Consider the following 20,957-nt stretch of genomic DNA (forward strand, 5'->3'; position numbering starts at 1 on the left):
TATGCACTTTGTAGCATTAACCCAGCGCGTTTAGTTTGATACAATTAACGCTCTTTTATTAATTTTATAAGGTGTGCGGGTGGTAAACCTAGGTCAGTTGTTTGGCGAGCTAAAAACGTGCTTAAAAAAAGATCAATTTATTTTTAAAAAGCGCCTACACGGCGTAAAAAAAATAAGTGATGAAAACAAACAAGCCAATGCCATTGAAAAAATAGCGGCCGATATTACCCGTAGCCAAGAAAACCGCGAAAAACGTCTTGCTGGTTTGCCTAAAGTGACTTACCCAGAGCAATTACCAGTAAGTCAGAAAAAGGATGTAATTAAAGACGCCATAGCAAACAACCAAGTTGTTATTATTGCTGGTGAAACCGGTTCAGGTAAAACAACACAAATACCAAAAATGTGTTTGGAGCTTGGCCGTGGGGTTGATGGCTTTATTGGTCATACTCAACCAAGGCGTTTAGCTGCTCGAAGTGTTGCTAATCGAATTGCTGAGGAGATGAAATGCGAACTTGGCCAACAAGTTGGTTTTAAAATTCGTTTTAGCGATCAGGTTTCTAACAACACCTATGTAAAACTGATGACCGACGGTATTTTGCTTGCTGAAATACAACAAGACCGTTTTTTAAATCAATACGACACCATTATTATTGATGAAGCGCATGAGCGCAGTTTAAACATCGACTTTATTTTAGGGTATTTAAAAAACTTACTGCCAAAACGCCCTGATTTAAAAGTTATTATTACTTCTGCAACCATCGATCCTGAGCGCTTTTCAAAGCACTTTAATGATGCGCCTATTATTGAAGTATCTGGTCGTACTTTCCCTGTTGATGTGCGTTATAACCCAATCTCTGATATTAAAAAAGATGACATGGAAGCCGAGGGCGATCAGCTGCAAGGTATTTTTGATGCGGTTGATGAACTTTGCGCAGAAGGCCCCGGTGACATACTCATATTTTTAAACGGTGAGCGTGAAATACGTGATACCGCCGATGCGCTTAGTAAGCGCAATTTAAAACACACCGATGTTTTACCGCTTTATTCGCGTTTGTCTAACGCTGAACAAAACCGTATTTTTGCACCGCATTCACGCCGTCATATTATTTTAGCCACTAACGTTGCCGAAACTTCGTTAACCGTGCCGGGTATTCGTTATGTAATAGACCCAGGTACTGCGCGAATTAGCCGTTATAGCTACCGTACTAAAGTACAGCGCTTACCTATTGAACCAGTTTCACAAGCGAGTGCAAATCAGCGTATGGGTCGTTGTGGACGTGTTGAGGCAGGTATTTGTATTCGTTTGTACTCTGAGGATGATTTTTTATCGCGCCCAGAGTTTACCGACCCTGAAATACTTCGTACTAATCTAGCGTCTGTTATTTTGCAAATGTTAGCACTTGGTCTCGGTGATATGAGCGAATTCCCATTTGTTCAAGCACCCGATAGCCGTAATATCAACGATGGTTTAACGCTACTTGAAGAGCTACAAGCGATAAAACCTGCAAAAAATCGTGATAAAACGAGTCTCACACAATCTGGTCGAGAGCTCAGCCGCTTACCCGTGGACCCTCGTTTAGCAAAAATGGTACTGACCGCGCATAAGCTTGGTGCACTTCGCGAAGTGATAATTATTGTTGCGGCGTTATCTATACAAGATCCTCGAGAACGCCCACAAGAAAAACGCGCAGCAGCAAATGAGAAACATGGCCGCTTTGACGATCCAGATTCTGACTTTATTGCATTTTTAAACCTGTGGAATTACCTAGAAGCGCAGCAAAGCGAGCTGACCAATAGTCAATTTAGAAAGTTATGCCAAAAAGACTTTTTAGCCTATATGCGTCTTCGTGAGTGGCAGGACATTGTTTATCAAATTAGCACTGTATGTAACGAAATGGGCATGAAAGCAACCAGCCAAGCGGCTGATGGCGAGTTAGTGCATAAAGCGTTATTAAGCGGTATGTTAAGCCATATTGGTTTTAAAGACGAAAAACAAATTTACAAAGGCGCGCGTAATAGCCAGTTTCATATCTTTCCGGGCTCGGGTTTATTTAAAAAGAGTCCTAAATGGATGATGTCGGCAGAACTTGTAGAAACCAGTAAATTATACGCGCGTATTAATGCAAAAATAGACATTAATTGGGTAGAGCCACTTGCTCAGCACTTAGTTAAGCGAAGTTATACAGAGCCACATTGGGAGAAAAAGCCAGGTGCGGTTATCGCGTTTGAGCAGCAAACTCTTTATGGTTTATTAGTTGTTAATAAACGCCGCTGTGTTTATAGCAATATAGACTCTAAAGTGAGTCGTGAGCTATTTATACGTACTGCACTTGTTGAGCAAGAGCTGGGTTTAAATGAGCAGTTTTTAGCATTTAACCGTGAGCTGATAGAAGACATACAAGTACTTGAGCATAAATCTCGACGCCGTGACATTTTAGTTGATGAGCAAACTCTGTATGAGTTTTACGATAAAAAAATACCGAAAGAAATCAATAACCGTGCGGCGTTTTTAAAGTGGTATAAAACTCAAAAACAGCAAAATAAACACTACTTACATATGAGCCGTGAAGAGCTTATGCAGCACGGTGCAAGTAACATTACTGAGTTTGATTACCCTGATACATGGCAACAAGACAACATTATTTTACCGCTTACTTATCATTTTGACCCGGGCCAAGCCGTTGATGGTGTTGCAGTGCAAATACCTGTTGCGCTATTAAACCAAGTACAAGAGAGTGGCTTTGATTGGCATATACCCGCTTTTAGACACGAATTAATTAGCGGTTTAATTAAATCCCTTCCTAAATCGCTGCGTCGTAATTTTGTACCTGCACCTAATTATGCTGATGCAGTGCTTGCGGCAATCGAGCCACTACAAGGCAGCCTAATAGAGGCGCTTACTACCCGATTACTCAGAATGACGGGCGTAAGAGTAGATGCTGATGCGTGGGACTTAAGCGCACTTGCTGCGCACTTACGATTGCAGTTTGAAGTGCGCGATGAGCACGACAAGCTACTTGCGCGTGGTCTTGATTTAGCCAAACTAAAAGCGCAGCTGCAAGGTAAAGTAACCGATACCCTATCAAAAGTAGCTGACAAAGGTATTGAAAAAACAGACTTAACGAAATGGGATTTTGGCAAGTTACCCGCCTCGTACGTTAAAAAGCAAGGCCAATACGAGATAAAAGCATACCCAGCGCTGGTGGATAAAAAATCAGCTGCTGCAGTTGAGTTATTTGATAGTGAAGTAAAAGCGCAACAGGCTCATCAAAAAGGCCTGCGCCGGTTAGTTTTATTAAACGTGCCTTCGCCAATTAAGTATTTACAACAAAACTTACCCAATAAAGCCAAACTTGGTTTGTACTTTAATCCATTTGGTAAAATTGCAGATTTAATTGATGACTGTATTGCCGCAGGGGTTGATAGCTTGCTTGTTAAGCATGGCGATATACGTGACGAACAAGCGTTTGAAGCGGTAAAAGAACAAATACGCGGTGAGCTCGGTGATACAGTGGTATTAATTGCCACACAAGTAGAGCAAGTATTGAGTATTGCACATAGCCTTCATAAAAAAATGAAAGGCCGTGTAGATTTAACGATGATCACAGCGCACGGTGATATTAAATCTCAGCTTGAGTCGCTTATTTTTAAAGGATTTGTAAGTGCTCATGGCGCAGACAAAATAACAGACTTAATACGGTATTTAAAAGCGATTCAAAAGCGTTTAGAAAAACTTCCGGTAGATCCTAACAGAGATCGCTTATGTGTTTTAGAACTAGAAAAAGTAGCTCAAGAATACAAAAAGTTAGTAAATAAAACACCTAAAGGGCTGCCAATACCTGATGAGGTAACGGCTATCTTTTGGATGCAACAAGAGTTACGGGTCTCGTTGTTTGCACAAACGCTAGGCACGCCTTACCCAATATCTGCGAAGCGGGTTATAAATGCGATAAAAGAGATAGAATAAAACTTGCATTTTCTATTAAGCTTAGTACCTTAATAGAGGGATTTATTTTTGTTTTGAGAAGGAAGCGACATAGTTATGTCCTCATCGGTTGAACATAAAACAAAGCGATTATTAGTGGTAGATGACGAGTATTTCAATTATGAAATGCTTAAAACAGCACTGAGTTCGAAATTTGACGTAAGCTACGCAGATTCAGGGCAAAGCTGTCTTGCATCAGCTATTGCTAATCCGCCAGATATAATTTTGCTAGATGTATGTATGCCAGGCCTTGATGGCTATGATACTTGTCGAATGCTTAAGCACACACCTGAGACAAAAAATATTCCTGTTGTTATGGTATCGGGCCTTGAGTCCCCATCTGAAAAACAAGCTGGCTTTGATGCTGGCTGCGACGCGTATGTTGTAAAGCCGTTTTCAATGGGTGCTTTGTTGGAAGAAATTAACACGGTTGTTTAGAGGTAACCTATGTTTACTGACGATAAGCGAGATTTTAGACGTATGCAGGTCAACACGCCTGCAAATTTAACTACTATAGAGCCTATAGCAGGATTAAATTATACCGCAGAGTGTGTAGATTTGAGTGCAACGGGGTTATCGCTACATTTAGATGACTTGCTTGAGTTAGACACTTTACTACAAGTAAATATTGAATCTCCCCATCCTAGTATTGCTTCGCTTAATGCCACTGCAAAAGTTATTCGCGCCAGTAAGGAAGATGATGGCACGATTACTGCCGGTTTGAAGATTGTTCAGTTTAATTAACTAAACTGGGCGCCTAAACAAAAAACGTTAGTGGATTTAAGTAATCCACTAACGCTGTTTTAAAGCGGTATTTAATACACCTTACAAATTAAGCCTTTTAAGTAAAAGCCTTCAGGGTAACTACCAGCGATAGGGTGGTCGGCTGCTTGATTTAATCGCTCCATAATTAATAGCTCCTTTCCTGCATCAAGCGCTGCGTCAGCCACTACCTTTTGAAACAAATTCTGCTCCATTAAGCCCGAGCACGAGAACGTTAATAACGTGCCGCCCGGTTTTAATATTTGCATAGCAATCATGTTTATATCTTTATAACCACGGCACGCACCGGTTAGCTGCGCTTTGTTGTCTGCAAATTTTGGCGGATCCATCACAATAGTATCAAACTGCTTGCCTTCATCGCGGTATTGGCGCAATAGCTTAAATACATCTTGTTTCACAAAGTCGACTTTATTTAAGTCTAAATTGTTATGTTCTACATTACGCTTTGCTGTATCAAGCGCTGGCTGAGATACATCAACATTTGTAACGTGAGTACAGCCACCACGTAGCGCGTATAACGAAAATGTACCTGTGTAGCTAAAACAGTTAAGCACGGTTTTATCTTTTGAAAAACGCTCAAGGGCGGCACGGCTATCGCGTTGATCTAAATAAAAACCGGTTTTATGACCTTCGATAATATCAACTTCAAGTTTTAAACCGTTTTCTTCAATAAGTACGGGCTCTTTAGGCTCGCTGCCCCAAAGTACGCCTTTGATTGGCTCAAGGCCTTCTTTGGTACGTACATCTACATCTGAGCGCTCATAAATACTAGCGCCTGGGAAAATAGCCATAAGTGCCCCGACTATTTCACCTTTATGGCGCTCAGCTCCTGCGCTAAGTAATTGGCATACTAATACGTTATCAAACTTATCTATAGTTACACCTGGTAAATAGTCAGACTCTGCGGCACACAACCTAAAACCTGTTAAACCGCCTTCAGAAATAACGTGTTCGCGTGCATCAAGTGCTCTGCGTAAGCGGCGTTCAAAAAAGTGTTGGTCGATTACTTCTTTTTCGTCAAAACTCCATACACGCGCTCTTATTTGAGAGTGAGGGCTATAAGCTGCGGTTGCTAAAAACTTACCTTCATTATCGTGAATAGTAACTGTGTCGCCTAGACCCGGTTTACCTTTAATTTTTTTGATGGCTTTTGAAAATAACCAAGGGTGCTTTCTTTTTAATGATTTTTCGCGACCAGCTTGTAGGTAAACGGCAGATGACATAAGGCTTCTCAGTAGTAATAAATAAGCGCTGTATTTTAGTCAAGCAGGGCTCAACATACAATGAATGTTTTGCAAGGGGGGCATAAAGCACGGTAAAGTACGGATAAATCAGATATTAATTAGTTTTTGGAATGTTAACGTGCCCGATGTAGCTTTAAGCCCCGATTTAGAAATACTTAATTCAAAATGTAGGACGTTTATAACATCATTAATTCATGCTGATGTTGCTCACGATATTACACATATTGAACGGGTTGTGCGTGTTGCTGTGCAGCTATGTAATGCCGAACAGGCAAATATGCACGTTGTGTTACCTGCAGCTTGGATGCACGATTGCGTGGCAGTTGCTAAAAATCATCCGGATCGCGCAAAAGCCTCTACAATGGCTGCCGATAAGGCGATTGAGTTTTTAAAATCAATTAATTATGACGAGTCGCTGTTTGATGAGATTCACCATGCTATTGCGGCGCATAGCTTCAGTGCAAATATAAAAATTAAGACAGTTGAGGCACAAATAGTACAAGATGCCGACAGAATGGATGCATTGGGTGCTATTGGAGTGAGCCGATGTATGAAAGTAGGCGGCTCGATTAACCGATTACTGTATAACCCAAATGATCCTTTTTGTATTGAACGTGAAGCCGATGATAAAAAATATACGCTTGATCACTTTTTTATAAAACTACTGCATATTGCAGAAAGTATGAACACACCTTCTGCAAAAGCCGAGGCACAAAGGCGTACACAATACATGCATGCTTTTTTAGAGCAATTAAAGTCTGAGGTAGGCCAATAACATGGCTACACCTCTACTTGAAGGGATTGATCATTGCCATTTAAATGTAAATAATTTACAAGCAGCAATAAAATGGTATGAACATGTACTAGGCTTTTATGTTGTACCAGAGCTGGCGTTTTGGAATGAAGATGGCAAAGGGCCCTTAACGCTCGAAGATGAAAACAAAACCGCGCGTTTAGCATTGTTTGAACGAGAGGGGGACAGCAAAGGTATTGCGTTTGCAGCTACGGGTGAGCAATTTGTAATGTGGTTGAAGCATTTAGAGCAATTAAAGATAAAAACGGTACTGGCTGACCACGGTGTTACTTTTTCGATGTATTTTAAAGACGACAGTAATAATAGCCATGAAATTACCTCTCATGACTATAAGTATATCAAGCGTATTTATAAAAATGTTGAGTTAGGCTCTCATACTGCTAAGGCTAATTAAACTAACTCTTGGTTTGCCTCTTTAATGGCAATAATATCATCGAGCTTTTCAATAAATAAATTGATCAAATTAGGATCGAAGTGACTGCCAGCTTGGGACTGCAAATGCTCAACAGTTTCTTCTACGCTCCATGCTTCTTTATAAGGGCGCTTTGATGTAAGGGCGTCAAATACATCTGCGATTGCTACAATACGCCCTTCAACTGATATTTCCTCTCCCTTTATCCCATTAGGGTAACCTGTTCCATCCCATTTTTCGTGGTGCTCTATAGCAAGGGTGTGCGCGAGTTGTAAAAGTGGAGATGACGAATTGGCAAGAATTTGTGCACCTATTACAGCATGCTGCTTCATGTGGTCAAACTCATCGCTAGTTAAACGCCCAGGCTTTAATAAAATAGCGTCGGGTATGCCAATTTTACCTACATCATGCATAGGGGCTGCTTGGCGTAACAGTTCGGCCTCAGACTCGTCCATACCTAATGCTAAAGCAAGTACTTTACTGTACTGGCTCATACGGGCGATATGCTCGCCGGTATCTGTGTCTTTGTACTCTGCAGCACGGCCTAGGCGATGAACTAAATCAATATGTGCTTGTTTAAGCTGCTCAGCTTGAACGAGTGATAAATGTGTTTTAACGCGGGCTCTTACAATTGCGGGGCTTATAGGTTTTGTTATGTAATCTACAGCGCCTAATTCAAAACCTTTAAACTCATCACTTTCATCGCCAAGAGCAGTTACAAAAATAATAGGGATGTGTGATGTTTTTGGGTTTGCTTTAACTTTTTGACATACTTCAAAACCATTCATATCTGGCATCATAATATCGAGCAATATGAGTTTAGGGAGTTCTTTTTCAAGTAAAGCGAGCGCAGCATCGCCAGATTTAGCAAACGACATTCTGTACTGATTACCTAACACTTCACGCATTACTTTTAGATTTGCAGGTTCATCGTCAACAATTAATATACGAGGCCTATCTGTAGAAAAATCCATTAATTAAATACTCATTTTTATGTTAGGTTTTTAAGTAAGTTTTCAAGCATTGTTTGTGCACTATCAAAATCAAAATCGTCAAATGCATCAACGATTTCATTAACTTCATCTTGCAAGTTTGCCGATACGTTACGTTGTAGTTTGGCCAGCAGATCATCATTTAGTTCAGCATTTTGTGCATCTTGGCTCAATGTTTTACACAAAGTTTCTATTTCAGCGGTGCTGAGTGTATTTTCATCTGTGTTGCTTTGAGGTTTTTCAGGCTCTGGGCAATCGTTATTATCAAGCAGCTTAGAAATAACAGCGAGTTCATTTTTAATATTTTCGAGGGTACTAATTAGTAGCTCATCAGTTTGTTGTTGCTCTAGGGACGCTAATAACTTCATTAAAGTTGTTAAACCTAAATTACCTGCAACCCCTTTAAGTGTGTGTATCAGGCTGTGTACATCTTTTATATTTGATAGCTTCTCGGTGAACAGCACTTCAAAACGTTTATTGTTATCGTTAATAAATTTCTTAATTTCAGTAAGTTGTTTACACTTTGAACCCCAAAGCGTTAAACCTTTGTCAAAATCAATGTGTTGAGATTCAGGATCATTTTGTGAAATTACCATTTCTTTTGCTATACCCAAGCCAAGCACTTGGGCTATTTCTTGATTTAGCTGATTTATGTCAACTGGCTTATTAGCAAAGCCATTCATACCTGCTTTTTTAGCCGTTAATTTATCTTGCTGTAACACACTGGCTGTAAGCGCAATAATAGGGGTATATTTTAGCTGCCTTTGCTTTTCAATTATTCTAATTTTTTGTGTTGCTTGAATGCCATCACACTCAGGCATATGTATATCCATTAATATTACATCAAAATCTTGCTGCTCGAATACTTCAACCGCTTCAAGGCCATTAGATGCTTTGGTAACGAGGTGTTGATCGCGCGATAGTAATATTGAAAGTAGCTCTGTATTTTGCTCTATATCGTCTACAACAAGCACTCTTAGTGCAGGTAGTTGTGTATGCAGGCCATCAAAAAAGTCTATTTTAGTTTCATCACCTACGTTCAGTGGTAGCGAAAAGTAAAAACATGTTCCTTTACCTAACTCACTTACAAGGTTAATACTGCCGCCCATAAGCTCAACTAATTGTTTGCTTATTGTTGTTCCAAGCCCCGTGCCTCCAAATCGGCGTGTTGTGGTTCCATCGGCTTGCTCAAAAGGCTGAAAAACGGCTTGAACACGATCTTTTGCTATACCGATACCCGTGTCTTGAACTTCAAAAAATAAATGCTGATTTTGTGTTGTTCCAACCGTAACGGTTACAGAGCCTTTTTCTGTAAATTTAATAGCGTTGCCAATCAAATTAGTGAGTACCTGCCTCAATCGATCGGGGTCGCCGTAATAAGTGCTACTTACAGAGTCTTTTATCTTAAGCGTTAAGTTTAAATCTTTCTTTTTAGCCTCAAGCCAAAAGGTAGAAATAATACTGTCTATGACAGGCTTTAAACTAAAATGCACAGGCTCTATGGTTAGTTTTCCGCGTTCTAATTTAGCAGAATCTAAAATTTCGTTTAGTAATCTGAGTAATGAGCGGGCAGCATTATTTACTGTTACTAAATGCTTTTGCTGCTCTTGATCTAGCGGCGTATCCATTAATAAGTCACTAAAGCCTATTATTGAATTCATAGGCGTTCTAATTTCATGGCTCATATTAGCCATAAAAGACTGCTTAGCATGAGCTGCTTCTTCAGCTTTAAATTTAGCTTGTTCTAGGTTTTCTTCATACTCTTTGCGCTCAGTGATATCGACCAATACACCATCAATCCATTGTGGTTTATTATTTTTATCAAACGTAAAACTGCCTTTATCCAGTAGCCATAAAATCTTACCGTTACGGTGACGAATTCTATATTCAACAGAATATTGATGTTTTTCTTCTATTGCTTTTGTTACTGCTTCAACAATAGGTTGTTGGTCAGCTTTTAATATTAAGTCATTAAACTCAATACAGTGCTCAGTAAATTCATTAGGGTTATAGCCCGTAAGCTCACTTATATTTGGGCTAACAAATAACATAGTCCAGTTATCATCAAATCTGCACCTAAACGCTACTCCCGGCATGTTATCCATTAATGAACGGTATTTTTGCTCTTTTTCTTCTAAGCTTTTTTGTAAGGCGCGCTGCTCAGTTAAGTCGGTAATAAAGCCAACGTAAAGCGGGTTGTGACCTGGCTGGTTTACCTCGCCAATACCTAAACGAATAGGGAATACCTGTCCGTTCATATGCTTTGCATATACATCTCTATTAACACCAATTACTTTACCTAAATCGACATTATGCGCGTTTGATAGGTAGTCGTCGTGGTGCTTTGCAATATTGTCGTCCATCAACATTTTAACGTTTTTGCCTTGGACTTGATTTTCTCGCCAGCCAAAAATTTTACTGGCTGACTCATTAAAACTTAAAATAATACCGGCATGGTCAATAGTAACAATGCCATCAATAGCAGTACCTAAAATTGCATTTAATCGCGATTCATCTGCTGATTTTTCTTCAAGTAACATGCGATAGCGAACCATCCCATTGATCACACCAACCACGCTTGTAATAGCTATAGTTGCAGTGGCTACGGCAATAGCAATAAAAGTTAATCCCGCGCTTGCGTTAGCATCGTCGTATATGAGTGGGGATGTTGCTACAAATCGGGTGGCTGCCATTCCCATATAATGCATCCCCGCTACTGCAAAGCCTAAAATAATAGCGCTAACTAAATTATTTTGAAGAGAAGATAACGAAGGGAATACGCGTTCAAGGTTAAAGCGGCTGTACAAAGCGATAAAAGAAAGGCCTACAGCAACAATAATCGATAGCCCAAAAGTGAGTGGGTCATACCTAAGTAAAGGCGCAAGTTCCATTGCAGCCATGCCGCTATAATGCATTGTGCCAATACCAGCCCCCAGTAAAATAGAACAAATTGATAATACTCTTAAATTACCCCTACTATTAACAAGCATTGATACTGCGTACTGACACGCTACAAACGCAGGGATAAAAGACAGTAGTGTAATTGTTGGGTCATAATCAATATTAGTACACAGCGAAAATGCTAACATACCAATAAAGTGCATGCTCCAAATGCCAGCCGAAAAAACAGCTGCAGCAGTTATATTAGCTAAACGTTGGTAGCTAGGAAATTGAGTTTCTTTTGCGAGATCTATCAGCCGAGTGGTGAAAAAGGCTGCAAAAATAGCAATTAGTAACGACATAGTTACTAAAAGAGGATCGTAAACGCCATTAATGATTAAGCTAGGGTCTTGGTCTGTGATAAAAAAAGCTGATAACATAATGGCTCAAAATATAATCTTTATTTTTTTAGTTTAATCTAATTAATTAATAAATAAACTGTTAATTCAATGAACTGGTTAAAACAACGAATTTATTACTTTTTGTTTTCTTTTATTTATCAGAATATAGTTTTTTAGTCTGTGATAACTATTTAAGTGTCGCCCTTTTATTTCACCAAATTAGTTAAACTTGGGCTTATTTAAATTTTTTATTGGGTAATTCTTATTAAAATAATGGGTTAGTATATTTAATTAAGATAAGAGCGCATTTTACGATGTTTTATTAATTGCGAATGGATTTGTCGATCGCAAATAGTGTATGAGAATGACAGTGTTTGAGTATCAGTTAAAAAAAAGCACCAGACGAAAAACGGTTGCAATTAAAGTACATAATAAAAAAGTGACAGTGTATGCCCCTCAGTTTGTTAGCAATAAACAAATAGAAGAATGGCTTTTTGATAAGCAGACGTGGGTAAGAGCCCAATTAACTAAACAGCTTTATATTGCTGATACCAGACAGAACCCTCTAAGAGATAAGCAAGTTTTAATTTTTGATAGAGTTGTAAATATTGAATTTAAGCAGGGTGCTAAGTCAGAGGTCATAAAGTGTGATAACAATTTGCTTATTACTCATTCTTCACGCGTTAAAAATCTTGGACAAAAATATCAGCAACTTCTTGAAGAATACCTAAAAGAGCAGTTAACGGCATATATAGAAATGCGTTTAGCGTACTTTTGCGAAAAAATGGGCGAAGAGTTACCAATGCGTTTAAAAATCGCCATTTATAAGCGAAAGTGGGGAAGTTGTAATAGCAAACGCGAGTTAACCTTTAATTTGCATTTAATCGGAGCGCCTTATCATGCTATTGATTATGTGATTGTTCACGAGTTAGCGCACTTACGTCACCTAAACCACAGCAAAGCATTTTGGCAGCATGTTGAGTGTTTTTTTTCTGATTATAAAGCATCATCAAAATGGCTAAAGCAAAATAGTATGGGTTTACAATGGGTTTTTTAAGTTAATTTGAATATAGGAATATAGGAATATAGGAATATAGGAATATAGGAATATAGGAATAAAAAAGAAGTGGTGGAGGGAGCTGGATTCGAACCAGCGAAGGCTGAGCCGTCAGATTTACAGTCTGATCCCTTTGGCCGCTCGGGAACCCCTCCACACTATTTTTGTTACATTTGGCCCCACTTAACTTAGCGGTAAGAAAAGTGGTGGAGGGAGCTGGATTCGAACCAGCGAAGGCTGAGCCGTCAGATTTACAGTCTGATCCCTTTGGCCGCTCGGGAACCCCTCCAATGCAACGGCGCTGATAATAGCAAACTGCGTATTTAAGTAAAGAAAAAAGCTAAAGAAAATTGAAATAAAGCCGATAAATATCTATCAGTTACCACAATCGGCTAAAGACTATGCAAATCGATGATTTGTTAATCACAGAGGGTCAGCTAAATAGCAAACTTAATAATAGTGTGCATGAAAATCGCCGAGGCGAGTTTGCACTTCTATTAGCGATGCTTTCGCATGATGCATTAGACTTCAGTCAATTTCATCTGCCAAAAACAGAAATTAACAATACGGCTGAGTCTGAAGACTTTTTGAGAAAAAAATTTGGTGCTGGGCCTAAACAATCGCTAGCCCCCGATGAGTTTGATATGCTTATAGGGCGGTTTAATGCAGCTTTAATCTCAGAGCATGGTGCGCAAATGGGTATGAAAAGCATTAAGCTTAATCAATACCTAAAGCCCGAGCCACTCACAATTAGAGACGATGACAAGCATATTCCACTTAATGTGTTAGATAACTGCGAGATAGCGGTTAGACGACGGATTAAAAGTGAATATACTCAGTTGGCAAACCCACCTATTGACGCAGGTGCTTTTTACGATAGTTTAAACGACGATTCACTTCATCAACCACTTCATTTGATAGCGGTTTAACTTGTAATCACCTTGCATGAAAACATGCATCCTCTCTATAGTTTTCTTGTAATAAAAAGTCTGTAGAATACATTTTATTCAAGCTTTGCTTTATATAATGTCTAATACCAACCTGCATAAATCTTTGATCAATTTAACGAATTAAATTGCACTATAACGTCGTTAAAAATTTTTTATTTAGAACAACTAGATATAAAAATTTTTGCCTAGTTCTAGCGTAATTTTTTTTACGTTAAATAGACCCCATATATAAGCAGATTGGTATAATAATTGATTTAATGTAAAAAAAGCATCCAAAAATTAAATGCAATTGCTATAATGGCGACAAATGGTATGACATTAAATGCCGTTATCATTAAACCAAGGTAATTAGGAACGTAATGAAGAAAACATTCACGCTAAATCACGAGAAAATCAAATACCCTCGTATGGTTGATGCTGCAAAGCACGAAGTGAAAAAATATTTGAAAAGAGAGCGTAACAAGACGCTTCCTGAAGATGCTGATTATTGGGCATTTGACTGTAAGTTTGGTAATACAGCAGAAGAAGCACAGGTTGTGCATGTTGCTGAATTAAACAACCAAATTGGCGAAATTGAAAAGCAAGGTTTAACTTCTTTCTATGTAGAGATTTTAGCTCGACCTGCACAGCGTCAACAGTTAGACCTTGATGATGACGAGTAAAAAGTTAGTTTGAAACTAATTTGTAAATTATGAAATGGGCCTAAGTGGCCCATTTTTTGTTTTTATGAACCGCTCTTTGTTTATGCCAATCTAAATAACCCTCAATCATTTTGAAGTGCTATACCTAGCATTCGTTACGTGATTACCTGGAAGGTAAGGTAACAAATCTGAAATCTGGATAATAAACCTATCTCTAGCAGCTATTTTAAGCGCTAACTGCATAGAATTTACTTTCATTGAATATCTAGTCAACTAGATATGTGCCTTAGTTATAGCTTTTATTTTTAAAAATAAACACAGTGAGTCGAATTTTCCTACATACCTTTTAACTGTAACTTTATTCAACTCGCTAGCAAAGTAACAATGCATTTATTTATATTTTATTACCACCTTAGCTTCACTACACTACATAAGCTTAGCCTCTTATATCTCTGTTAACATTTGCATAACATAAAGCAGTATTATAGTGTGTGTAAAATAATAAAAATAAGTATCGCAGATTATGCCAATAAATTACTCAGATCATGCACTACAACTAAGTTTAAAAAGTTCTAAGGTACTTATTGTGGAAGACCAATTACTAACATTAATTATACTTAGAAAGGCATTGTCGGATCGTTTTAATGTAATGACTTCTAGACGTGGTGAAGAAGCTATTGATTTATGTAAGTTAGATCCGCCCGACCTAATACTTTTAGATATCAATTTAGAAGGTATTAATGGGATAGAAACCTGTTTAAAACTAAAAAATACCTACGAAACCCGAGATATCCCAGTTATATTTATTACGTCACTCGAAAGCGAAGAGGCGGCGTGTTGGGAAGCCGGTGCCGTAGACTTTATAAAAAAACCGACAAATCCAGAAACACTATTTAAAAGAGTGAGGGCCCACTTAATGATTAAGGCTCAACATGATTTACTAAATCAAAAGGTGTTTATTGACGACTTAACTCAAATTTATAACCGACGCTACTTTGATACCCATTTTATAAAAATAGAACAAAGTGCACTACGTGAAAATGCAGACTGTGCACTGCTATTAATCGATATAGATTACTTTAAGCAATACAATGACACTTATGGCCACCTACAGGGAGATACTGTTTTAAACTTAGTTGCCCAAACAATTACTAAAAGCTTACAACGCCCTGCAGATTTTGTATCAAGATTTGGAGGGGAGGAATTTGTTGTTGTACTTCCCCACACAGGCAGTAAAGGGGCTAATTACGTAGCAAACAAAATAAAAAATAATGTAATGCAACTCGGTATATTACATAAGCACTCAGAGCATGAGTTTGTAACAATTAGTATTGGTGGCGCAACATTACAAACGCGCGACAATAGTAAAAATACATTACAGTTAGCAGATGAAAGAATGTATCAATCTAAGTTTCAAGGGCGTAACCAAGTTAGTTTTTAGCCCCCTCTAAAATTATGATTTTTGTTATGAAAGAGTCATATGCTGTGGCACTTTTTGTATTTTTTACCACTGCCACAAGGGCAGTTATCATTTCTACTTACCTTAATATCAGCTACAGGAAATATAGTCCCATCGATATAACGCCAATTATCATCCTCTTTTATAAATCGTGAGTGTTCGTGAAGCTCACAATATAAATGTTGATAAAAATAATGCGCTTTAAATTCAACACTTCCTTGAGAGTCATCGTGCTTTGTACTTACTACGTCTAAACCTACAAACCGGCAACTATCTGCAAAATCTTTAATTTCTTTAATAGGGTTTTCCGCTTTTTTTTCAGAAGCATAAGTATGATAAACATACTTTGCATTTTTTGTAACATAAGCACTGTAGCGAGAACGCATTAATTGCTCAGGGTTAGCGGCTTGTTGTGCCCCTATATGAAGAGGCTCGCAGCAATGAGCATAACTCAGCCCGCTACCGCAAAAACATTGAGTGGTATTTGGTAAAATCATAATAACAATACAGAGTTTAAAACATTAGTTTATCAAGCTTATTGAGCGAGTGGTATCTCTGTAATTGTCGAGTTTTTTGTAAAGCAATAAAGCTTCGTTGCAGTTTTACTTAAATCTAAAGAAAGGCTGGTAAGCAATTGATTATTTACTATATCGGTCCACGTTATTACAGCTGCAAAATTACCATTATTCAACGCAGAACTTAAAACATACTCTAAGTTTACTAGGTGTTTTTGTCTGATCACTAGCAATTTACTTGTATCAATAGAGCACGAGTCGAGTAATGCTCTACTAGGAACATGATCAGGAGCAATCAATAACGTCCATGCGTTAGAACTATTATAATGGTGTAGCACTTTTAAAAGCTCAAACGTTGCTGATATCTCATCTTCAATTTGAATTAAGTTTACACAATCACGTTTATCATCTTGCTTATAACTTTTAACTGTTCTTACGGTAATAGGCTGTAACATAAATATCTCACTCACTGGGTTTTTATACAGTACATGTATACAGTAGTTTATACAGTGCTTTCGTGCAAGAGATATTTGCTATTTATTTGTACAGTTATTCAGTTTAAAACTAGTGGAATTAACAATTTAAAAATAAATCACTTTAAATCAATTGCTTAGTGCTTAATTTGAAGTGAGTCATAATATTTATATTCGCTGATATTTTTGTCAAAAATGCGATGGCGGGTAGAGATAGATATTTTTATACAGTGTTTTATGCTCTATACAGTATTAAGCAAATGATTAATTAATCGATTTGAGGAGTATTAGGAATAAGGTGTGCGTACTGCAGCTGATGAATTTGTTCGTATAGACTGGCGGCATAGCATTGAGCATCTTTAAATCGTTTAGTTTCTATATGCTTTCTTAGGTCGTTAACTGCAGCGGTAGCGGGTTCATAACCCTGGCTGCTAGCAAGGCTTAACCAAGCCGCAGCATGAAATACACTTTGTGGCACGCCTTCACCTTTTACAAAAAACAGACCTAAATAAAACTGTGCTCTTTGATTACCTGCCATTGCCGCTAGGCGCATCCACTTTGCAGCTAATGGAGCTTGTTTATTTTTTAAATAATACAGTGCTTTATTTAGTGTGCTTTGCTCATCATTTTTAGCGTTAGCTACTGCAGGGTTGTTATCGGGTTGAGTAACAAAGCCTAAAATATTATCTAATTGTTGTTCTAAGTCGTGCCCGCTGGGTGTTGTTTTAAGCATATTGATTCATTTGTTATTTTAACTGCTTCAATAGTTTAGTATATCGCAAGGTAAAATGTCCTGTTAAAGATGATTTTTATGATAAAATCTCACTACTTTTTACTATTACAAGCTTATTATGTTCGAAGCCTTATTTAAACTTAGCGAAAATAACTCAACAGTTAAACGCGAATGCGTGGCTGGCCTTACTACCTTTATCACTATGGTTTACATTGTATTTGTAAACCCAGCCATGCTTGCAGAGGCTGGAATGGATCAAGGAGCTGCATTTGTTGCTACCTGTATTGCTGCCGCAATAGGCTGTTTTATTATGGGATTATGGGCAAATTACCCATTAGCGCTGGCTCCTGGCATGGGATTAAACGCCTTTTTTACTTATGGTGTTGTATTGGGGATGGGTTATACCTGGCAAGCTGCGTTAGGAGCTGTATTTATGTCGGGGTGTATATTTTTATTTTTGAGCTTATTTAAAGTCAGAGAGTGGATTATTAACGCTATACCTTTGGTATTAAAAAGAGCCATTGCAACTGGTATTGGTGCTTTTTTAGCGTTAATTGCATTAAAAAATGCAGGTATTATTGTCGCAAGTCCTGCAACTCTTGTTCAATTGGGTGATATCACATCGGCAGGTCCATTATTAGCAATATTAAGCTTTTTTGTTATCGCAGCACTTTTATACCGCGATTTTAAAAGTGGTGTACTCATTAGTATTTTATTAGTGACTGGCATTGCTTTAAGTTTAGGGCTTGTTGAATATCATGGTGTGATAGCTATGCCGCCTTCAATTATGCCTACTTTTATGCAACTAGATTTTGCCGCGGCTTTTGAGCTTTCGATGCTAAGTGTCATTTTTGCATTTTTATTTGTTGATTTATTTGATACCTCAGGCACTTTAGTTGCTGTTACTCAAAAAGCAGGACTCGCAGACGAGAAAGGGAATATGCCGCGTTTGGGTCGTGCTTTAAGTGCAGATAGCTCTGCAACAATTGCCGGAGCAATGCTTGGTACTTCAACTACAACGTCTTATATTGAGTCAGTAGCGGGTGTATCTGTTGGTGGACGTACAGGCTTAACGGCTGTAGTTGTTGGCATATGCTTTTTATTAATGATGTTTTTTGCACCCCTTGCACAAATGGTACCGGCGTATGCAACAGCAGGCGCAATTCTTTACGTTGCTGTATTAATGCTACAAAACCTAAAGTTTGTAAATTGGGATGATATGACTGATGCAATTCCTGTTACTGTTGTATTGTTAATGACTCCACTTACTTTTTCTATTGCACATGGTATAGCGCTTGGCTTTATATCTTACACTGCGGTTAAAGTACTGTGTGGTAAGCAAGATCAAATTAGCATTAGCGTTTGGATTTTAACGGCATTATTTGTCATTAAATTTGCGTTCTTATCATAATAGAATAAAACGGTAGTGATAAAAAACCCATACAAATTGCTTTGTATGGGTTTTTTAATATTTGTAGCATGGATATAAATAGTCGCTAAGTTATCGCTTTTATTAACACCATATATTATCTGGCAAATCTAATTTACCATTTCTTTTTAGGGGCAAATAAAACATCCAGGTCGTCTTGTTCGGCTTCGGCTTTCTTTTTAAGGGCACTTGCATTAGAGGCTCTTAATTCAACACTAATTGCTTCTAGGTAGCCTTCAACTTCTTGGCGTTTTGATGTTACATATTCATCAGAGTAGGTAATAGCACTTAACGTTGCATATGCTTTTTCAAAATACTGTCTTGCTGAGCCAACCATGCTTGCTGAGCGAGCCGATAGACCTCGTTTTATTTGGCTTTCAATATTTATGCGTAATTGTAATTTTTCAAGACGTTTGTCCTCTACAGAAAAAACCTGACTATCAATACGACCTTTACTGTGCTCAGAGCGTAAAATTGCACGCAGCTTTTTTATACCTTGAATCAAACTTACTAGCTGTTTATCATTACTTGGTAATGCTAAAGACTCGCTATTATTACCTTGTACAGGGTTTGATAAGTGAGTTTTTGACTCGCTTAATCTACTTTTAAGCGCTTTAGAATTTGGCGAGTTTGAAACCATTGTATTTAATGCTTCATATACGCGGCGTTGTAATGCGCGAATTATATTTTCGGATAAAGGAATATTTGCACTATTCATAAGTGCTTCTTCGGTTTCTTCAATAATTGCTTTTTGCTTTGTTAACTCTTTGCGGCGTTCAGCTTCTTGTTTTTCTTTATGTTGCTGCACAGCACTTACCCATAGTGCTATTACTATAAGCGCTACTATAAGTATTATTATGATAGAAACAATCATCTTTTAATTCTCTGATTCATAATCTAATTTGCTTAATCTTACATTAATTATACGTTAACTGTGTAGCTTTGCGTTGATAAACTTAAAAATACCCAGTTAATTAGGGTTTAGCTTTCTTAAAGTGTTGTAAGACGAAGGGATTATAAGATTAACCTGAATAAACATCGCTACCTCAAGCATATTTATTATGCTAGCCTTGAGTACTAATCAGATAATTGCATACCTTAAGCACTAATGTGGCTTTTTATTCAAATAACACTTGGTTTTAACAGGTATTGCCTTTATAAATAATATGAATAACAACGTTAAAATTTGCAGCCATGAAATTACAACAACTCAGATACATAGTAGAAGTACAAAATCATAAATTAAATGTTTCAGCGACCGCTGAGAGCTTATTTACCTCACAGCCGGGTATTTCTAAACAAGTACGAATGCTTGAAGATGAGTTAGGTGTACAAATTTTTGGTCGTAGCGGAAAGCATTTAACGCATGTAACAGGTGCTGGCGAAGATATTATTAATATTTCTCGTGAAATATTATCTAAAGTTGAAGGGATTAAAGCGGTAGCAAACGAACACACATTACCTGATCAAGGTAAGTTAAACATTGCAACCACACACACTCAAGCTCGTTATGCTTTACCAAATGTTATTCAAGGGTTTATGAAAAAATACCCTGCGGTATCACTGCATATGCATCAAGGCACACCTCAGCAAATCTCTGATGCTGCAGCACGTGGTGATGCAGATTTTGCAATTGCCACTGAAGCACTGCATTTATATTCAGATTTAGTTATGCTGCCTTGTTATCATTGGAATCGCAGTATAGTGGTGGCTAAAGATCACCCACTTGCCAAAAAAGCAGATAATTTAACGGTTTCTGATATTGCACAATACCCTCTAATTACTTATGTATTTGGTTTTACGGGTCGTTCGGAGCTTGATAAGGCATTTAGTGCTCATGGTCTTGAACCACACATTGTATTTACCGCAACCGATGCAGATGTTATTAAAACCTATGTACGGCTAGGGCTCGGTGTAGGCGTTGTTGCGTCTATGGCTATTGATCAGTTAAGCGATACAGATTTAGTGTGTATAGATGCTAGTCACTTGTTTGAAGCAAGTACGACTAAAATTGGCTTTAGAAAGGGCAGCTTTTTACGTACTTATATGTATGATTTTATTGAACGTTTTGCCCCGCACTTAACGAAAGAGCGAGTAGAGCGAGCAAGTTTACTGCGCAATCAAGAAGACGTAGATAAACTTTTTGAAGACATAGAGTTACCCGTTAAATAGCCTAATTAACCCAAGCT

18 protein-coding genes and 2 tRNA genes are annotated in these 20,957 nt (G+C 38.0%); 11 read left to right on the plus strand and 9 right to left on the minus strand.

What is annotated here, in order from left to right; all coding sequences use genetic code 11:
• The first annotated feature begins 79 nt into the window (after nt 1–79).
• From hrpA to CWC11_RS14035, 3 genes are all read left to right on the plus strand, one after another.
• On the plus strand, nt 80–3,967 hold the full coding sequence (hrpA, locus tag CWC11_RS14025; protein WP_138683196.1) for an ATP-dependent RNA helicase HrpA: 3,888 nt from the start codon (nt 80–82) through the stop codon (nt 3,965–3,967).
• A 75-nt stretch (nt 3,968–4,042) separates the two neighbouring features.
• Nucleotides 4,043–4,423: a response regulator gene (locus CWC11_RS14030; protein WP_138683197.1), complete on the plus strand. Its 381-nt coding sequence runs from the start codon at nt 4,043–4,045 to the stop codon at nt 4,421–4,423.
• 9 nt (nt 4,424–4,432) lie between these two features.
• Nucleotides 4,433–4,729 (plus strand): PilZ domain-containing protein, encoded by a 297-nt coding sequence (locus tag CWC11_RS14035; protein ID WP_138683198.1) that lies wholly within the window; start codon nt 4,433–4,435, stop codon nt 4,727–4,729.
• A 71-nt stretch (nt 4,730–4,800) separates the two neighbouring features.
• Here CWC11_RS14035 and CWC11_RS14040 read toward each other — a convergent pair whose 3' ends face one another.
• Nucleotides 4,801–5,991: a class I SAM-dependent methyltransferase gene (locus CWC11_RS14040; RefSeq protein ID WP_104642369.1), complete on the minus strand. Its 1,191-nt coding sequence runs from the start codon at nt 5,989–5,991 to the stop codon at nt 4,801–4,803.
• 139 nt (nt 5,992–6,130) lie between these two features.
• On the opposite strand from CWC11_RS14040, the gene CWC11_RS14045 reads away from it, so the two are divergent.
• Nucleotides 6,131–6,787, plus strand: a complete 657-nt coding sequence (locus CWC11_RS14045; protein WP_138683199.1) for an HD domain-containing protein — start codon at nt 6,131–6,133, stop codon at nt 6,785–6,787.
• A gap of 1 nt (nt 6,788) precedes the next feature.
• The gene (locus CWC11_RS14050) at nt 6,789–7,220 is read left to right on the plus strand and encodes a VOC family protein (RefSeq protein ID WP_138683200.1); all 432 of its coding nucleotides are present in this window, start codon (nt 6,789–6,791) and stop codon (nt 7,218–7,220) included.
• On the opposite strand, the gene CWC11_RS14055 is transcribed toward CWC11_RS14050, so the two are convergent.
• Complete coding sequence (locus CWC11_RS14055; RefSeq protein WP_138683201.1) at nt 7,217–8,212, minus strand: response regulator; 996 nt, start codon at nt 8,210–8,212, stop codon at nt 7,217–7,219. The two genes, CWC11_RS14050 and CWC11_RS14055, sit on opposite strands and share 4 nt — an antisense overlap.
• 17 nt (nt 8,213–8,229) lie before the next feature.
• Nucleotides 8,230–11,550 carry an MHYT domain-containing protein gene (locus CWC11_RS14060; RefSeq protein ID WP_138683202.1) on the minus strand — a complete coding sequence of 1,107 codons (3,321 nt, stop codon included), beginning with the start codon at nt 11,548–11,550 and terminating at the stop codon, nt 8,230–8,232.
• Between the two features lie 319 nt (nt 11,551–11,869).
• On the opposite strand from CWC11_RS14060, the gene CWC11_RS14065 reads away from it, so the two are divergent.
• A complete protein-coding gene (locus CWC11_RS14065; RefSeq protein ID WP_138683203.1) occupies nt 11,870–12,568 on the plus strand; it encodes a M48 family metallopeptidase in 699 nt (232 codons plus the stop codon).
• A 70-nt stretch (nt 12,569–12,638) separates the two neighbouring features.
• Here CWC11_RS14065 and CWC11_RS14070 read toward each other — a convergent pair.
• Nucleotides 12,639–12,723 (minus strand) — tRNA-Tyr (locus tag CWC11_RS14070).
• A gap of 49 nt (nt 12,724–12,772) precedes the next feature.
• A tRNA-Tyr gene (locus CWC11_RS14075) sits at nt 12,773–12,857 on the minus strand.
• A 112-nt stretch (nt 12,858–12,969) separates the two neighbouring features.
• Here CWC11_RS14075 and CWC11_RS14080 point away from each other — a divergent pair.
• From CWC11_RS14080 to CWC11_RS14090, 3 genes are all read left to right on the plus strand, one after another.
• Entirely contained in the window at nt 12,970–13,497 is a 528-nt protein-coding gene (locus CWC11_RS14080; RefSeq protein WP_138683204.1) for a VC2046/SO_2500 family protein, read from the plus strand.
• Nucleotides 13,498–13,877: 380 nt separating this feature from the next.
• Nucleotides 13,878–14,180 carry a DUF6172 family protein gene (locus CWC11_RS14085; protein ID WP_058548828.1) on the plus strand — a complete coding sequence of 101 codons (303 nt, stop codon included), beginning with the start codon at nt 13,878–13,880 and terminating at the stop codon, nt 14,178–14,180.
• A 502-nt stretch (nt 14,181–14,682) separates the two neighbouring features.
• On the plus strand, nt 14,683–15,600 hold the full coding sequence (locus CWC11_RS14090; protein ID WP_138683205.1) for a GGDEF domain-containing response regulator: 918 nt from the start codon (nt 14,683–14,685) through the stop codon (nt 15,598–15,600).
• Between the two features lie 35 nt (nt 15,601–15,635).
• Here CWC11_RS14090 and CWC11_RS14095 read toward each other — a convergent pair whose 3' ends face one another.
• From CWC11_RS14095 to CWC11_RS14105, 3 genes are all read right to left on the minus strand, one after another.
• The gene (locus tag CWC11_RS14095; RefSeq protein ID WP_138683206.1) at nt 15,636–16,115 is read right to left on the minus strand and encodes a YchJ family protein; all 480 of its coding nucleotides are present in this window, start codon (nt 16,113–16,115) and stop codon (nt 15,636–15,638) included.
• A 38-nt stretch (nt 16,116–16,153) separates the two neighbouring features.
• On the minus strand, nt 16,154–16,588 hold the full coding sequence (locus tag CWC11_RS14100; protein ID WP_138683207.1) for a SulA-like leucine-rich domain-containing protein: 435 nt from the start codon (nt 16,586–16,588) through the stop codon (nt 16,154–16,156).
• 286 nt (nt 16,589–16,874) lie between these two features.
• The gene (locus CWC11_RS14105; protein ID WP_138683208.1) at nt 16,875–17,339 is read right to left on the minus strand and encodes an SEL1-like repeat protein; all 465 of its coding nucleotides are present in this window, start codon (nt 17,337–17,339) and stop codon (nt 16,875–16,877) included.
• A gap of 118 nt (nt 17,340–17,457) precedes the next feature.
• Between CWC11_RS14105 and CWC11_RS14110 the strand changes: the two genes are divergently transcribed.
• The gene (locus CWC11_RS14110) at nt 17,458–18,750 is read left to right on the plus strand and encodes an NCS2 family permease (RefSeq protein ID WP_138683209.1); all 1,293 of its coding nucleotides are present in this window, start codon (nt 17,458–17,460) and stop codon (nt 18,748–18,750) included.
• Between the two features lie 133 nt (nt 18,751–18,883).
• Here the strand turns inward: CWC11_RS14110 and CWC11_RS14115 are convergent, their stop codons facing one another.
• Nucleotides 18,884–19,642 carry a hypothetical protein gene (locus tag CWC11_RS14115; RefSeq protein ID WP_138683210.1) on the minus strand — a complete coding sequence of 253 codons (759 nt, stop codon included), beginning with the start codon at nt 19,640–19,642 and terminating at the stop codon, nt 18,884–18,886.
• A 320-nt stretch (nt 19,643–19,962) separates the two neighbouring features.
• Between CWC11_RS14115 and cysB the strand changes: the two genes are divergently transcribed.
• A complete protein-coding gene (gene cysB / locus CWC11_RS14120) occupies nt 19,963–20,940 on the plus strand; it encodes an HTH-type transcriptional regulator CysB (protein ID WP_058548835.1) in 978 nt (325 codons plus the stop codon).
• The last annotated feature ends 17 nt before the right edge of the window (nt 20,941–20,957 follow it).

Source organism: Pseudoalteromonas sp. S3178 (genome assembly GCF_005886985.1).
Lineage (GTDB): Bacteria > Pseudomonadota > Gammaproteobacteria > Enterobacterales > Alteromonadaceae > Pseudoalteromonas > Pseudoalteromonas carrageenovora.

What these genes read in the sequence shown, in the direction of transcription:
- CWC11_RS14030 (WP_138683197.1), top strand. Translation starts at nt 4,043, where the DNA reads ATGTCCTCATCGGTTGAACATAAAACAAAGCGATTATTAGTGGTAGAT.
- CWC11_RS14035 (WP_138683198.1), top strand. Translation starts at nt 4,433, where the DNA reads ATGTTTACTGACGATAAGCGAGATTTTAGACGTATGCAGGTCAACACG.
- CWC11_RS14040 (WP_104642369.1), bottom strand. Translation starts at nt 5,991, where the DNA reads ATGTCATCTGCCGTTTACCTACAAGCTGGTCGCGAAAAATCATTAAAA.
- CWC11_RS14050 (WP_138683200.1), top strand. Translation starts at nt 6,789, where the DNA reads ATGGCTACACCTCTACTTGAAGGGATTGATCATTGCCATTTAAATGTA.
- CWC11_RS14055 (WP_138683201.1), bottom strand. Translation starts at nt 8,212, where the DNA reads ATGGATTTTTCTACAGATAGGCCTCGTATATTAATTGTTGACGATGAA.
- CWC11_RS14060 (WP_138683202.1), bottom strand. Translation starts at nt 11,550, where the DNA reads ATGTTATCAGCTTTTTTTATCACAGACCAAGACCCTAGCTTAATCATT.
- CWC11_RS14065 (WP_138683203.1), top strand. Translation starts at nt 11,870, where the DNA reads ATGAGAATGACAGTGTTTGAGTATCAGTTAAAAAAAAGCACCAGACGA.
- CWC11_RS14080 (WP_138683204.1), top strand. Translation starts at nt 12,970, where the DNA reads ATGCAAATCGATGATTTGTTAATCACAGAGGGTCAGCTAAATAGCAAA.
- CWC11_RS14085 (WP_058548828.1), top strand. Translation starts at nt 13,878, where the DNA reads ATGAAGAAAACATTCACGCTAAATCACGAGAAAATCAAATACCCTCGT.
- CWC11_RS14090 (WP_138683205.1), top strand. Translation starts at nt 14,683, where the DNA reads ATGCCAATAAATTACTCAGATCATGCACTACAACTAAGTTTAAAAAGT.
- CWC11_RS14095 (WP_138683206.1), bottom strand. Translation starts at nt 16,115, where the DNA reads ATGATTTTACCAAATACCACTCAATGTTTTTGCGGTAGCGGGCTGAGT.
- CWC11_RS14100 (WP_138683207.1), bottom strand. Translation starts at nt 16,588, where the DNA reads ATGTTACAGCCTATTACCGTAAGAACAGTTAAAAGTTATAAGCAAGAT.
- CWC11_RS14105 (WP_138683208.1), bottom strand. Translation starts at nt 17,339, where the DNA reads ATGCTTAAAACAACACCCAGCGGGCACGACTTAGAACAACAATTAGAT.
- CWC11_RS14110 (WP_138683209.1), top strand. Translation starts at nt 17,458, where the DNA reads ATGTTCGAAGCCTTATTTAAACTTAGCGAAAATAACTCAACAGTTAAA.
- CWC11_RS14115 (WP_138683210.1), bottom strand. Translation starts at nt 19,642, where the DNA reads ATGATTGTTTCTATCATAATAATACTTATAGTAGCGCTTATAGTAATA.
- cysB (WP_058548835.1), top strand. Translation starts at nt 19,963, where the DNA reads ATGAAATTACAACAACTCAGATACATAGTAGAAGTACAAAATCATAAA.